The following is a 12,694-nucleotide window of genomic DNA, read 5'->3' as shown; positions in this document are numbered from 1 at the left end:
CCCCGCCTGCCGGGCCTATAGATGATGCCAGGCTGGATGCCGCCGGCGGATGAAAAGCCGCGACGCGACGGCACCGGACAGCCTGATCGGAAAGACACCCGGACCACGAAGACGAGACCGGCCGCCCTGCACCTGCGGCCCGGTTTCGTGCGCTCCGGCACCGGCCCTGCGGGCACCGGAGCGCTGAACAAAGGACGACAATCATGACCAGGATCATCGAAAGACACCGCGTTGCAGCGCTTCTCGGCGTTGCTCTTCTCGTGCTGCCGATCGCCGCTTCCAGCCTCGTTGGCACCCGGCCGGCCCAGGCCGCCGCCGCCCAAGGCTCTGGTACGGCCCTTGCGCAAGGCTCCTTCGCCGCGATCGTTTCAGCCGACAAGCCCGCCGTCGTCACCATCACCACGACATTGAAGGCGGAGAACGCCTCCGCCGACGGCATCTCCCCCTTCGGCGGCATTTCGCCCTTCGATCAGCAGTTCCGCGACTTCTTCGGTGAACGGCAAATGCCGATGCCGGAGCAGCGGCCGAGCGGCAAGGCCGAGGCACTCGGCTCCGGCTTCATCCTGACGGGCGACGGCTACATCGTCACCAACAATCACGTCATCGACAAGGCGAGCACGATCAGGGTGACGCTGGACGATGGCACGGAACTGCCCGCAAAACTTGTCGGCGCCGACCCGAAATCCGACCTTGCCGTGCTGAAGATCGACAGCGGCAAGTCGCTCGCCACGATCGCCTGGGGAGAATCGGACAAGCTGCGCGCCGGCGACCCGATCCTTGCCATCGGCAATCCTTTCGGCATCGGCACGACCGTGACGGCCGGCATCGTCTCGGCCCGTGGCCGCGACCTGCACAGCGGCCCCTATGACGACTTCATCCAGATCGACGCGCCGATCAACCACGGCAATTCCGGCGGCCCGCTCGTCGGCGCCGACGGCACGGTCGTCGGCATCAACACGGCGATCTATTCGCCGAACGGCGGCAGCGTCGGCGTCGGCTTCGCCATTCCGTCCGATCAGGCGCAGCGGGTGGTCGCAAGGCTGATGAAGGATGGTTCGATCGAGCACGGTTTCATCGGCGTGCAGATCCAGCCGGTGACTTCGGATGTCGCCGATGCGATTGGCCTTGCAAAACCCGCAGGCGCGCTGGTGGCGAAGGTCGATGAAGGCACCCCGGCTGCCGCAGCCGGCATCCGGTCCGGCGACGTCATCACCATGCTCGACGGCAAGACGGTGAACTCGCCACGCGAACTCTCGCGCATCGTTGCCGACCTTGCACCGGGCACGAAGGAACGCGTCACCGTCTGGCGCGACGGCAGCGACAAAAACCTGTCCATCACCATCGGCAATAATGACGACGGCGATCGCCAGGTCCTCGCCGATGCCGGCAGCAAATCGGGCGAAGCCGCCCAGCGCGTGCCGACGATCGGTGTCCAGCTCGGCGACCTCACCGCCGACATGCGCCAGTCGCTCGGCCTGCCGAAGGGCGAAAGCGGCGCGGTTGTGGAAGGCGTGAACCCCGACAAGCCTGCCGCCGAGATGGGCCTCCAGCCCGGCGACGTCATCCTCTCGGTGAACCAGAAGCCCGTCACCTCGGCACGCGAGGCGAAGGCCGCCGTCGCCGAAGCCGGCAAGGCGGGCCGCAAGGCCGTTCTACTGCTGGTGCAGCGCCAGGACGAGCAAAGCTTCGTCACCGTCCCCTTCGCTGCGGGTTGACGCGGCAAAGTCTCCGCTGGCACCGTTTGGCTCTGTGCCGGGCGGCACCGGCCCGTCGTGCGACGTCAATGGCGGGCGCCTGCCAAGGCTGCCCGCCACGATGCATGAATAGCTGGCGGGCCCGGTTCAGGCCAGCGATGCCTGGCGCGTCTCCGCATCGATCAGCAGGGCTGCAACCGCGGCAGCGACCAGAAGGCCGGCGAAAATGCCAATGGCAAGACCGAAGCTTTGTTCCACGACCAGTCCCGTCAGGGACGGCGCCAGAAGGCCGCCGAGACGGGCCACCGCACCCGCCGTGCCCATGCCTGTCGCCCGCGAGGCTGTCGGGTAGAGTTCAGGGGTAAAGGCATAGAGTGCACCCCAGGTGCCGAGCAAGGCAAAGCTCATGAGCAGCAGGGAGGCGCCGATCAGCGTGCCCGTGCCGGCCACGACGAACAGCAGGCATCCCAGCGCCGAGAGCAGGCAGAAGCCCGTCAGCGTCGGCCGCCGGCCCCATTTTTCCACACCATAGGCGGCCAGCGCATAACCGGGGATCTGCGCCAGCGCGAGAAAGACGAGGAAGCCGTAACCGCGGACGAAGCCGAAGCCCTCGCCCGCAAGCCTCGGCGGCAGCCAGGTGAAGACGCCGTAATAGGAGACGGAGACCAGGAACCAGATTATCAGGATCATCAGGCTGCGCTGGCGCAGATCCGCACCGAAGATGCCGGACCGCCCGGTGCTGGGAAGCGATACCAGCGACGCATCCGCCGCCAGTGGCGTCTTGCCGTTGGTAACGAGGATCCCGTCGAGAACGGCCTTCGCCTCCCGTATCTTCCCGAGGCGCAGGAGATAGAGCGGTGATTCCGGCACCAGAAAGCGCAGGCCGATACCCAGCAGCGCCGGGATTGCCGTCGCTGCGAAGATGTAGCGCCAGCCGTCAGCCATGCCCGCAAGGCTGACGGCCCAGGCGACTAGCGCGACAAGGAGCGTGCCGACGGCCCAGAACCCCTCGAGCATGACTAGCCAACGGCCGCGGTTTCGCGCCGGCAGGAACTCCGCCATCATCGCATAATCGACCGGCAGCGTGCCGCCCACAGCAACCCCGGTGAGGAAACGCAGAACGAGCAGGATGGTGAAATCGGGCGCGAAGACGGAGAGCGTGCCGAAGAGAGCATCGCAGGCGACCGTGACGATCAGGACCCGCCGGCGGCCGATGCGGTCCGCAAGCCGGCCGAAACCGGCGGCACCGAGAAGCATGCCGAAGAAGAAAAGCGTGCCGGTCTGCAAGGCCTGCGGAACGGTGAGATCGAAGGTCGCGGCAATGGAGGCGGCCGTGAAGCCGACTGCTAGGACCTGCATCGCATCGGCAGTCCAGACCAGCCCGAAGATCGCCAGAAGCCGCCGCTGGTAGGCGCCGGCGCCGGCGCGGTCGAGTACGTCGTCCACGGTGATGGTGGTCATTCGGCCGCTCTCCGCATGTGCAGTCCCCTTGCGATGGTAGCGGCACCTTAGTCGCACGTCCGGATCTGCGAAATTGCTTGCGGGCAGAAATCCACCGGGAAGACAGACGGTAGGCAGCATATTTGAATAGCATTGACTAATTGATTAGTATCGGCTATTTGATTCTCATGATCCAGGCAGAAACCATCACCACCGTCATGCGCGCCCTTGCCGACCCCACCCGCAGGGCCGTGTTCGAGCGCATCGTCCATTCCGATGAGATTACGGTCGTCGAACTGACGCGCAGCAGCACTGTCACGCAGGGCGCCATTTCCCAGCATCTCAAGGCGCTGAAAAAGGCCGGCCTCGTCAGCGAGCGCCCGGAGGGCCGAAATGTCTATTACCGAGCCGAGCCCGGCGGACTGGAGCCCTTGGCGGACTGGATGAGCCACTACGGCGTCTTCTGGCGCGAACGCTTCACCAATCTGAGAACCCTGCTGAAGGAAATCGACCCATGAACCAGACCGCCAATCCGGACATGCAGGTCATCGTGCTCGACGAAGTCTTCCCGCATGCGCCCGATGTCCTCTGGAAAGCGCTGACCAGCGGCGACCTGATCGGCCGCTGGCTGATGGCCCCGCAGGGTTTTGCACCCGTGATCGGCAACCGTTTCACCTTTCAGACGGTCGCCGCCGGTGCCTGGGACGGCACCATCCATTGCAAAATCCTGGAGGTCGTGCCGAATGAGCAGCTCTCCTATGCCTGGCGGGGCGGCGACGAGCGCAACGAGGGCTATGGCTCGAAACTGGAAACCGTCGTCACCTTCAGCCTGATCGCGGCCGAGGCGGGCACACGCCTTCGCCTCACCCATTCCGGCTTCCAGCTTCCGAAAAACGACACCGCCTATCGCAACATGAGCGAAGGCTGGAAGAAGGTGGTGAGAAAACTCGACACTGTCGTCACCGAAGTGGCCACCTCAGAGCAACAGCATTGAGAGAACGGGAGAACGTCATGCCCATGCCCTATACCGGCGGCTGCGCTTGCGGTGCGGTCCGCTATGAAATCTCGGGCGAACCGGCTGTCATGGTCGATTGCCAGTGCCGACAGTGCCAGCGCGACAGCGGCACCGGCCATCAATCGCACCTGACCTTTGTCACGGCCGAGGTGAAGGTCACGGGCGAGGCCTCCCATTGGCAGACGGTCGGGGATGGTGGAACCGTCAAGCGCCGCGGCTTCTGTCCCACCTGCGGCGCGCCCGTCTACCTGCGCTTTCCCGACATGCCCGATGTCTTCATCGTCACACCGGCGAGCCTCGACGACCCCGGCCACTACCGGCCGCAACTCGTCTCCTGGACCGCTGCAGGCCATGCCTGGGACCATCTCGACCCGGCTTTGCCCAAATTCGACCGGATGCCGCCGGCGTAAAAGCCCCCACGGATACGACAGCTAGCGGCGGGCACGGTCCAGAGCTTGAAATCGCCTGCGACAGATGGCATATTTCAAGCGACATATGACGTGGAGAAGAGGTATGGCCGTCGCGGCAAAGGCAATCCCGGCAGCAGCCGGTGGCGAATTGCAGAAAATCGAAGCCCTGCTCGGCGGTTCGCGCATCCTGTCGCGCCGCCTGACCAATGCGCTCGACGCCCATGAACTGCTGCTGCACGGCTTGCCCGCCTCGGCACTCGATCACCTTGTCGGCAGCCTCGTCTTCATCGGCAAGAACGAGTCGCTCGAAAAGGCCGTGGGCATGAGCCTGCGCACCTGGCAGCGGCGGAAGGACACGCCCTCCAAGCCACTCAGCCTGGAACAGAGCGGACGGACGTGGAAATTCGCCGAGATCCTGGCAAAGGCGACCGATATCTTCGGATCGCAGGCGGAAGCCGAGCAATGGCTGGAGCGGCCGGCCATCGGGCTTGACCAGCGTCGTCCCATCGACCTTCTCGGCACGCCTGCCGGCGTGGAGCTCGTCGAGGACCATCTCGACCGTCTGGAATACGGCGTCTACGCATGACCTTTCTGCCCATTGCGCTCGGCGGGAGCGAGCTGGTCGCCTGGCGGCTCGATCAGGCCATCCATGCGCCGACCTGGGACAGCGGCGAAGGCGCCTACCGCGTCGGCGGCCGCTGGAACAGCAAGGGCACACGCGCTGTCTATTGCTCGCTCGATCCTGCCACGGCCATTCTCGAAGTGGCGGTCCACAAGGGGTTTCGGGCACTCGACACCGTCGCGCACCGCATGACGGCCGCCGTCATCGCCGATATCGGCGATGTCCACATCGTCGACCCGGAAACGGTGCCCAACCCCAACTGGCTACGCCCCGGCATTCCCGGCGCGGGTCAACAGGCCTTCGGCGATGATCTCCTCCGGCGGCACCGCTTCGTTGCCATTCCAAGCGCGGTCTCGCCGCACAGCTGGAACCTGATCTTTCTCGCCGGTGCTGCCCCCAGCGCCTACACCCTGAAATTCCAGGAAGGCTTTGCCCTCGACACGAGACTGCATCCATCGACAGCGTGAAGCCGATTTCAGGAGGCTGGGGAACCATGAACACACCCGCGGAAGAGCCGAAGCCGACGGCCGTCAGGGCAACGCGCCTGACGATCCTCTGCCGTGGTGCGACCGCGGCCAACCAGCAATCCCGCTTTTTCTCCGATGCTCCGCTCTTGCCCAAGGAGCGGGTTCGATTGAGCAACCGGGCCCAAAACCTCGGCCGGTTCACCTCCGTGCTGCATGCACCCGAACATTCTGCGGCCGAAACAGCCGCCGCCTTCTCTCCAGGCGCAGCAGCATGCCTCGCGCTCCGGGATGTCGATTACGGACGGTGGAACGGCCGGACGGTGGCGGAGGTAGCGGAAGAATCATCGCAGGATCTGCAGTGCTGGATGTCTGATCCATCCTCCGCTCCGCATGGCGGTGAAACCCTGCAGGCAGTGCAGGACCGGGCCGTGGCCTGGCTGAACCAGCTTCCTGCAGAAGGCGGGCACATGCTCGCCGTGACCCATGCCATTGTCCTGAAGCTGCTCTTCCTGCATGTAGTCTGCGCCCCGCTGACCTCGATCTGGCGCATCGACGTCGAGCCGCTCGGACTGCTGGCTCTGACCAGCGATGGAAGACGCTGGGCGCTCAGAAGCTTCGGCGCGGAGCTGCCGGACGGGTCGCCGCAGACCGGCTGACCCGCCCGGGCTGGTGTTCAGCCGTCAGGCGCGATCGGCGCGATAGGCGACGCAGTCGATCTCGACCCGGCAATCGACCATCATGCGCGACTGGACGCAGGCGCGCGCCGGCGGGTTCTTGCCGAAATATTCGGCATAGACGCCGTTGAAGCTCCAGAAATCGCGCGGATCGTCGAGCCAGACACCGATGCGCACGATATCCTCCAGGCCGTAGCCGGCCTCGTCGAGAATGGCGATCATGTTCTCGATGGCCTTGCGGCTTTCTGCGACGATGCCGCCGGAGACGATCTCCCCCTTCTCCATCGGCACCTGGCCGGAGACATAGAGCCAGCCGGCAGCTTCGGTGGCGCGGGCGAAGGGCAGCGGCTGGCCGCCAGCACCGGTTTCCCCGGCACCGTAACGTTTGATCGTCATGGGATGTGTTTCCTTGTCAGTTGAAGCTGGAGGTTTTCAGGAATTCGGCGAGCCGCTCGGTCTTCGGGCGCACGAACATCTCCCTCGGGTCGCCCTCTTCGCAGATGACGCCCTGGTTCATGAAGATGACCCGCGAGGAGACCTCGAAGGCAAAGCGCATCTCATGGGTGACGAGCAGCATGGTCATGCCGTCGGCCGCAAGACCCTTGATGACCTGCAGCACCTCGCCGACCAGTTCCGGGTCGAGCGCCGAGGTCACCTCGTCGAACAGCATCAGGCGCGGCGACATGGCGATAGCGCGGGCGATGGCGACGCGCTGCTGCTGGCCGCCGGAAAGCTGCCCGGGATAGTGGTTCGTGCGGGCGGCAAGGCCGACCCGGTCGAGCCATTTCTCGGCGATGGCGCGAGCCTCGGGCTTGGCCATCTTCTTCACCTTGACGAGACCGAGCATGACGTTTTCGGCAGCAGTCATGTGGGGAAAGAGATTGAACTGCTGGAAGGCCATGCCGGTCAGCGCGCGCTGGCGGGCGATCTCCTTCTCGCTCTTGCGCCGACGCTTGGCGCCCTCGGCGTGATAGCCGATCTCCTCCCCGTCGAGGCGGATCGTGCCGCCCTGGAATTCCTCCAGCATGTTGATACAGCGCAGCATGGTCGTCTTGCCGGAGCCGGACGAGCCGATGATGGAAATGACCTCGCCCTCCTCCACGGCACAGTCGACGCTCTTCAGCACTTCGTTCTGGCCGTAGGTCTTGCGCAGGCCCTTGATGTCGAGAATGGTCTTGGCCATCGGGGTCTCCTCAGGACGGCAGGGCGGTCTTGCGCTCGACATACTTGCCGAGGCGCTCGATGCCGAAATTGACGATGAAATAGAGGGCGCCGGCCAGGAAATAGAACTGGAGGCTCATGAAGTTGCGCGAGATGATCTCCTGCGTGCGCAGGAGAAGTTCCGCAACGCCGATGACGGACAGCAGCGTCGAGGCCTTCACCATCTCGGCCGCCGTGTTGACCCAGGCCGGCAGGCACTGGCGCAGGGCCTGCGGCCAGAGCACCGAGGTGAAGGTCTGGCCGAAGGTGAGGCCGATCGCCTTGGCCGCCTCGGTCTGCCCCTTCGGAATGGCCTGAAGCGCGCCGCGCACGATCTCGCCGATATGGGACGAGCAGAAGACGGCAAGGGCCAGGACGCCGGCCGAGAAGGGACCGAGATCCACGCCGGCGGCAGCGGAGACGTAGTAGCTCGCCAGAACGAGCACCAGCACCGGCGTGCCGCGGATGATATCCGTATAGGCGCGCACGATGAAGCGCAACACGCGCCCTCCATAGACGAGCGCAAGGCCGACGAGCACGCCGAACAGGGAGCCGGCAACGATGGCGAGCAGGGAAATGGAGACCGTGGTGGCAAGGCCCGTCATGATGACGTAGCGCGCGATCCAGAGCTGTTCGAGAAAGGCAAAGGAGGTCATCCGGGTCTACCTCGGCAGGGCCAGCCGGCGCTCGACCAGGCGGAGCAATGCGGCAATGAGGAAACAGGTGGCGACATAGAGGGCCGAGGTCACCATCCAGGTCTCGATAACGCGGAAGCTCTCGACATTGATCTTGCGCGCCGCGAAGGTCAGCTCCGGCACGGCGATCGCCGCGGCAAGCGAAGTATCCTTGAAGAGCGAGATGACCGTGGAGGAGAGCGAGGGCAGCACGTTGCGCAGCATCAGCGGCGCGATGATCGAGCTGCGAATCTGCATGGGCGTGAGGCCGATGGCAAGCCCCGCCTCTGTCAGCCCGCGCGGAATGGACAGGAGCCCGGCACGAAAGACTTCGGCAAGATAGGCGCCGGAATAGAGCGAAAGCACCAGCACGAAGCTTTCGATCTTGCCCAGCCGGAAGCCCATCTGCGGCAGCGCAAAATAGGCGAAGAGCACCAGCACGAGGATCGGCAGGTTGCGGATGATCGTGACGTAGAGCCGCGCCGGCGCACTGACGAACCGGCTCTTCGACGTCAGCGCGAAGGCGACGGCAAGGCCGATGGCCGCACCGATGAGGATGGAGATGACGGCAAGGCCGAGGCTCAGGGCAAGGCCGCTGAGCAGGAGATCGAAGCTGCGCCAGACGGCGGCAAAGTTCAGCGTGTAACCCATGGCAGGCTATCCCGATTCGGAGAGCGGGGCAGGCCCCGCTCCCCTGACAATCACTTGAATTCGACCGGGAAGCCGATCTGCGGAGGCGTCAGTTCCTTGCCGAACCAGGTCTTGTAGGACGTGGCGTAGAAATCGAACTCGACGCCGGTCATGGCCTCATGCAGGGCCGTGTTGACGAAGTTCAGCCAGTCCTGGTCGCCACGCTTGACGCCGCAGGCATAGGTCTGCGGGTTCCAGCCGTAGCCGGCATCCTTGTAGCGGCCGGGATTCTGCGTCATGTACCAGGCAAGCGACGACTGGTCGGTGGCGACCGCATCGGAACGTCCGGATTCCAGCGCCTGGTAGATCAGATCGACGGACTCGTACTGGTCGACCGTCGCCTCGGGCAGTGCGGCATGCACCATCGCCTCGGCATAGACGTTCTGCAGAACCGAGATGGTGACGGAGGAACCCGCCGCCTTCAGCGCCGCATAGTCGGCATGCTTGCCGTCCGCCTTCAGCATCAGGCCGACACCTTCGCGATAATAGGGAATGGTGAAGGCGATCTGCTGGGCGCGCTCGCCCGTCACCGTCATGAACTGGCAGGTGATGTCCACCTTGTCCGTGGTGATGTTCGGGATGCGCGCGTCGGACGACTGGTTGACATACTCGATCTTGTCCGGGTCGCCGAACAGTGCCTTGGCGATGATGCGGCCCATATCGACGTCGAAGCCCTGCAACTTGTCTTCCGCGCTCTTGAAATGCCAGGGCGCATTCGTGCTGCCGGTACCGAGGACCAGGTGGCCGCGGGCAATGACTTCATCGAGCTTGCTGCCGTCGGCGAGAACCGGCGTGGAAAACAGCGCAGCGGAAACAGCCAGCGTCAGCGCGCCGGCGCGAAAGGAAATGGTCATGGTGCTCCCCCAAAAGAAATTCATATGTCCGATATAATGTACATATGTCTGCTTTATCGGACGAATGCATGAAGCTTGATGAGCGGCCGCTTGTCAATAGGCTTCCCGCGAAAACCACGCGCACCGATACAAAACGGCGTGTTTTGCAACCACATCCGGCAGAACAGGTGGGATATGTCGATCGAGAGCCACGCCTCCAACGACGCCGGTGACGGTTGGAGAGACTGGCAGCGGCGGCGGAGCGCCCCCCCCGATTCCATGAGGCGGCGCGGGCGCGCCACCAGTCGTCGCACAAGCGCCATTTGCACTTGTGCGCCTCCTCCTGGATGATCTGGCCAAGCCTCACGGCACCAGGCCCCGCATCATCAGGATCGAGATAGACAAGATAAATCGCGGGCTATTGTTCCGCCCCTTCTTGGAGCGGCAACGGTTTCAGCTTTCCGGCCCCGATTCCTCTCGGATACAGTCCTCCGGGAGCCCAACAAACCCATGCCCATGCAGGCAGTGCGGATCGGCGTCACCTTGTGGCCGCCGATCAGGCACCGTTCCGTGACGGCAGGATGGCAATGCCGCTTGAGGTCCTCGACCACAAGCCGTGGAGCCTTGCTTTCGACGCGCCTCCCTATGGGAGAGGCGCGCCATGACAGAGGCTGGACAACCCTATGCCGCGTCCAGCGGGTGCTGCGACCGGAAGCCGACGCAAAGACGGTTCCACACATTGATCGTGCCGATCGCGACCGTCAGCCTCGTTATGTCCGGTTCGGAGAAGAAGGCGCGCAACGGCTCGAAATCCGCATCGGGCGCGCGTGTCTGGGCCACATTGGTGAGGGCTTCGGTCCAGCCGAGGACAGCTCGCTCACGCGCATCGAAGACCGGGGATTCCTGCCAAACGCTGACCATGTTGATCCATTGCTCACTCAGTCCGTCACGACGCGCCTCCTTGACATGCATGTCGACACAGTAAGCGCAGCCGTTGATCTGCGAGGCCCGCAGCTTGATGAGATGCAGGAGGCGGTGGTCGATACCGGAATCCTCCCTCACATACTTTTCCAGCGCGGCGACGGCCTTGTAGGCGTCAGGTGCGGCCTTCGGAAAATCGAAACGTGCCTGCATGGTGTTCTCCTTTTGAGGGTTTGGAATGTCCGGATCAGGCCTTGCTGCCTGACTTTCGTTCGTGGATGTCCAGGAAGGCACAACCTCTTGCGACGATAGTGCCATCGTCCATCGCACCGACATCGGCGAGAATGTCGGCAATGCTCACCCGGCGCAGTTCAGCGCGATAGGCCTGCTCCGCGCGCAACATCGCCGCATTGATCCCGCAGGGCTTGGTGAGCAGATGGGCGGGCAGAGGGTTTGGCCCGCGCCGCCTGATCTCGTTGCAGCGGAATGCCGGGCCTGCCCCCTCCACAGCGAGCACGATGTCGAGCAGCGTGATCTTTTCGGGGGGCCGCGCGAGCCGGTATCCGCCCTTCGGACCCGGAAGAGTCTGGACAATGCCGGCCCCCGACAGCGCTTGCAGGTGCTTCAAAAGATAGCTCGGCGAAACCCCGTGGAATTCCGCGAGGGCAGCTGCCGACAGAACGCCATCTGCGGAAAGCCCCGAGAGCATCGTCACGCTGTGAATGGCCTGCTCCACGCCATCGCTGAGTTTCATCTTGCACCTCACTAATCACGGATATTTTTTATCCATGATTACAAAGTTCGTCAAGACGCAACCCGGGCCACCCTGCCGGGGGATGGAAAGGGTTTTCAGTCCCACTCCCCGCTGAAGCGTTTTCGCGTGAAGACCGTTGGGTCAGCCCCCACCGCCCTTATACTGTACGGCTGCACTGCCCGCGGCCTTGAGCTCATCGATCGAGGCGATGCCCATCAAAGCGAGACTGATCGAGATTTCACGGGTCAGGATCGCGATGACCTCGGCGACACCGGCCTCTCCTTGCGCGGCAAGGCCATAGGCATAGGCACGGCCGAGCATCACACCATCGGCGCCGAGCCCCACTGCCTTGAGAATATCGGTACCGCGGCGGATACCGCCGTCCAGCATGAGGCAGAAATCCGGGCCGACGGCGGCGCGGATCGCCGGAAGCGCACCGATGGTGCTCGCCGCACCATCGAGCTGGCGGCCGCCGTGATTGGAGATCACCACGCCATCGCAGCCGAGGTCGCGGGCGGTAACGGCATCCTGTGGCGCGAGGACCCCCTTGACGACCAATTTTCCGGTCCAGCGCTCCCGCAGCCAGGCGATGTCCTTCCAGGACAGCGTCTTGTCGATGCGGCGCGACAGATTGGCCGCCTGTTCCAGGGCGCCACGGCCAAAGTCCGGCCGATGCTCGATCGCCCGGACGGAGGGCATACCGCGGAGTGCGACATCGGCAAGCCAGCGCGGCTTCAACGCCAGCCGGGCGAGAAGCCCCGGCGTCACCCGCGTCAGCGAGCGGAAGCCGTTGCGCACATCCCGTTCGCGAATACCGGTAATGGCCGTGTCGACCGTGACGAACAGTGTATCGACGCCGGCCCCTTCTGCCGCCTGCAAGAACTCCTCGCAAAGCGAGCGATCCTCCAGCACATAAAGCTGGAAATGCAGCGGCCCGTTCGTCACCGCGCGAAGATCGGCAAGCGAGGCGATCGAGAAGGTGGACAGGCAGAAGGGGATGCCGACGGCATGGGCGGCACGCACGGTCCTTGCCTCACCATCGCCGGAATAGAGGCCAAGGAAACCGACCGGCCCCAGCATGAACGGCAGGGGATGGCGGCGCCCGAGGTAGGCGGTCGAAAGATCCTGTGGGCGCGGCTCCACCAGCACGGTCTGGCGCAGGCCGTAGCGGGCGAAATCCGACCGGTTCGCCCGCATGGTCTCCTCCTCGAACGACCCGCCATCGATGTAGTCGAAGAAGATCTTCGGCAGGCGACGCCGGGCGAGGTCGCGGAAGTCGTGGATGTTGACCGGGGCCATA

At 64.3% G+C, this 12,694-nt stretch carries 16 protein-coding genes; 7 read left to right on the top strand and 9 right to left on the bottom strand.

The window, feature by feature from the left end; translation table 11 throughout:
• Positions 1-203: 203 nt before the first annotated feature.
• Positions 204-1,715, top strand: coding sequence for a DegQ family serine endoprotease (locus P9A16_RS18435; RefSeq protein ID WP_278025866.1), 1,512 nt, complete (start codon positions 204-206; stop codon positions 1,713-1,715).
• A 126-nt stretch (positions 1,716-1,841) separates the two neighbouring features.
• Here the strand turns inward: P9A16_RS18435 and P9A16_RS18430 are convergent, their stop codons facing one another.
• Complete coding sequence (locus P9A16_RS18430; RefSeq protein WP_278025865.1) at positions 1,842-3,155, bottom strand: MFS transporter; 1,314 nt, start codon at positions 3,153-3,155, stop codon at positions 1,842-1,844.
• Between the two features lie 167 nt (positions 3,156-3,322).
• Between P9A16_RS18430 and P9A16_RS18425 the strand changes: the two genes are divergently transcribed.
• The 6 genes from P9A16_RS18425 to P9A16_RS18400 all read left to right on the top strand — a co-directional run bounded on the left by P9A16_RS18425 (position 3,323) and on the right by P9A16_RS18400 (position 6,304).
• On the top strand, positions 3,323-3,652 hold the full coding sequence (locus P9A16_RS18425; protein WP_050745645.1) for an ArsR/SmtB family transcription factor: 330 nt from the start codon (positions 3,323-3,325) through the stop codon (positions 3,650-3,652).
• Positions 3,649-4,128 carry an SRPBCC family protein gene (locus tag P9A16_RS18420; RefSeq protein WP_278025864.1) on the top strand — a complete coding sequence of 160 codons (480 nt, stop codon included), beginning with the start codon at positions 3,649-3,651 and terminating at the stop codon, positions 4,126-4,128. Before P9A16_RS18425 ends, P9A16_RS18420 begins: the two co-directional genes overlap by 4 nt.
• Before the next feature lie 17 nt (positions 4,129-4,145).
• Positions 4,146-4,559 carry a GFA family protein gene (locus P9A16_RS18415; RefSeq protein WP_278025863.1) on the top strand — a complete coding sequence of 138 codons (414 nt, stop codon included), beginning with the start codon at positions 4,146-4,148 and terminating at the stop codon, positions 4,557-4,559.
• Positions 4,560-4,662: 103 nt separating this feature from the next.
• Entirely contained in the window at positions 4,663-5,145 is a 483-nt protein-coding gene (gene parS, locus P9A16_RS18410) for a type II RES/Xre toxin-antitoxin system antitoxin (protein ID WP_023512886.1), read from the top strand.
• Positions 5,142-5,648: an RES family NAD+ phosphorylase gene (locus P9A16_RS18405; protein ID WP_278025862.1), complete on the top strand. Its 507-nt coding sequence runs from the start codon at positions 5,142-5,144 to the stop codon at positions 5,646-5,648. The genes parS and P9A16_RS18405 overlap by 4 nt, the downstream gene beginning before the upstream one ends.
• Positions 5,649-5,674: 26 nt before the next feature.
• Positions 5,675-6,304, top strand: a complete 630-nt coding sequence (locus P9A16_RS18400; protein WP_278025861.1) for a histidine phosphatase family protein — start codon at positions 5,675-5,677, stop codon at positions 6,302-6,304.
• A gap of 24 nt (positions 6,305-6,328) precedes the next feature.
• Here P9A16_RS18400 and P9A16_RS18395 read toward each other — a convergent pair whose 3' ends face one another.
• The 8 genes from P9A16_RS18395 to P9A16_RS18360 all read right to left on the bottom strand — a co-directional run bounded on the left by P9A16_RS18395 (position 6,329) and on the right by P9A16_RS18360 (position 12,693).
• A complete protein-coding gene (locus tag P9A16_RS18395) occupies positions 6,329-6,718 on the bottom strand; it encodes a RidA family protein (protein WP_023512889.1) in 390 nt (129 codons plus the stop codon).
• A gap of 16 nt (positions 6,719-6,734) precedes the next feature.
• Positions 6,735-7,505, bottom strand: coding sequence for an amino acid ABC transporter ATP-binding protein (locus tag P9A16_RS18390; protein ID WP_023512890.1), 771 nt, complete (start codon positions 7,503-7,505; stop codon positions 6,735-6,737).
• Positions 7,506-7,515: 10 nt separating this feature from the next.
• On the bottom strand, positions 7,516-8,178 hold the full coding sequence (locus tag P9A16_RS18385; RefSeq protein ID WP_050745651.1) for an amino acid ABC transporter permease: 663 nt from the start codon (positions 8,176-8,178) through the stop codon (positions 7,516-7,518).
• Positions 8,179-8,184: 6 nt separating this feature from the next.
• The gene (locus P9A16_RS18380) at positions 8,185-8,847 is read right to left on the bottom strand and encodes an amino acid ABC transporter permease (RefSeq protein WP_278025860.1); all 663 of its coding nucleotides are present in this window, start codon (positions 8,845-8,847) and stop codon (positions 8,185-8,187) included.
• Between the two features lie 50 nt (positions 8,848-8,897).
• Positions 8,898-9,740 carry a transporter substrate-binding domain-containing protein gene (locus P9A16_RS18375; protein WP_023512893.1) on the bottom strand — a complete coding sequence of 281 codons (843 nt, stop codon included), beginning with the start codon at positions 9,738-9,740 and terminating at the stop codon, positions 8,898-8,900.
• Positions 9,741-10,400: 660 nt separating this feature from the next.
• On the bottom strand, positions 10,401-10,853 hold the full coding sequence (locus tag P9A16_RS18370; RefSeq protein WP_023513481.1) for a carboxymuconolactone decarboxylase family protein: 453 nt from the start codon (positions 10,851-10,853) through the stop codon (positions 10,401-10,403).
• Positions 10,854-10,887: 34 nt separating this feature from the next.
• A complete protein-coding gene (locus P9A16_RS18365; RefSeq protein WP_050745655.1) occupies positions 10,888-11,394 on the bottom strand; it encodes an RrF2 family transcriptional regulator in 507 nt (168 codons plus the stop codon).
• Positions 11,395-11,535: 141 nt separating this feature from the next.
• The gene (locus P9A16_RS18360) at positions 11,536-12,693 is read right to left on the bottom strand and encodes an alpha-hydroxy acid oxidase (protein ID WP_023513483.1); all 1,158 of its coding nucleotides are present in this window, start codon (positions 12,691-12,693) and stop codon (positions 11,536-11,538) included.
• Between the last annotated feature and the right edge of the window lies 1 nt (position 12,694).

The sequence above is a fragment of the Shinella sp. 838 genome (genome assembly GCF_029623935.1).
Lineage (GTDB): Bacteria > Pseudomonadota > Alphaproteobacteria > Rhizobiales > Rhizobiaceae > Shinella.
The sequence above is the reverse complement of the archived record's forward strand: the minus strand, read 5'-3'. Positions and strand labels throughout refer to the sequence as shown.

Bases quoted from the DNA above. Each gene is read 5' to 3' on its own strand.
- P9A16_RS18435 (WP_278025866.1), top strand. From the start codon at position 204: ATGACCAGGATCATCGAAAGACACCGCGTTGCAGCGCTTCTCGGCGTT.
- P9A16_RS18430 (WP_278025865.1), bottom strand. From the start codon at position 3,155: ATGACCACCATCACCGTGGACGACGTACTCGACCGCGCCGGCGCCGGC.
- P9A16_RS18425 (WP_050745645.1), top strand. From the start codon at position 3,323: ATGATCCAGGCAGAAACCATCACCACCGTCATGCGCGCCCTTGCCGAC.
- P9A16_RS18420 (WP_278025864.1), top strand. From the start codon at position 3,649: ATGAACCAGACCGCCAATCCGGACATGCAGGTCATCGTGCTCGACGAA.
- P9A16_RS18415 (WP_278025863.1), top strand. From the start codon at position 4,146: ATGCCCATGCCCTATACCGGCGGCTGCGCTTGCGGTGCGGTCCGCTAT.
- parS (WP_023512886.1), top strand. From the start codon at position 4,663: ATGGCCGTCGCGGCAAAGGCAATCCCGGCAGCAGCCGGTGGCGAATTG.
- P9A16_RS18405 (WP_278025862.1), top strand. From the start codon at position 5,142: ATGACCTTTCTGCCCATTGCGCTCGGCGGGAGCGAGCTGGTCGCCTGG.
- P9A16_RS18400 (WP_278025861.1), top strand. From the start codon at position 5,675: ATGAACACACCCGCGGAAGAGCCGAAGCCGACGGCCGTCAGGGCAACG.
- P9A16_RS18395 (WP_023512889.1), bottom strand. From the start codon at position 6,718: ATGACGATCAAACGTTACGGTGCCGGGGAAACCGGTGCTGGCGGCCAG.
- P9A16_RS18390 (WP_023512890.1), bottom strand. From the start codon at position 7,505: ATGGCCAAGACCATTCTCGACATCAAGGGCCTGCGCAAGACCTACGGC.
- P9A16_RS18385 (WP_050745651.1), bottom strand. From the start codon at position 8,178: ATGACCTCCTTTGCCTTTCTCGAACAGCTCTGGATCGCGCGCTACGTC.
- P9A16_RS18380 (WP_278025860.1), bottom strand. From the start codon at position 8,847: ATGGGTTACACGCTGAACTTTGCCGCCGTCTGGCGCAGCTTCGATCTC.
- P9A16_RS18375 (WP_023512893.1), bottom strand. From the start codon at position 9,740: ATGACCATTTCCTTTCGCGCCGGCGCGCTGACGCTGGCTGTTTCCGCT.
- P9A16_RS18370 (WP_023513481.1), bottom strand. From the start codon at position 10,853: ATGCAGGCACGTTTCGATTTTCCGAAGGCCGCACCTGACGCCTACAAG.
- P9A16_RS18365 (WP_050745655.1), bottom strand. From the start codon at position 11,394: ATGAAACTCAGCGATGGCGTGGAGCAGGCCATTCACAGCGTGACGATG.
- P9A16_RS18360 (WP_023513483.1), bottom strand. From the start codon at position 12,693: ATGGCCCCGGTCAACATCCACGACTTCCGCGACCTCGCCCGGCGTCGC.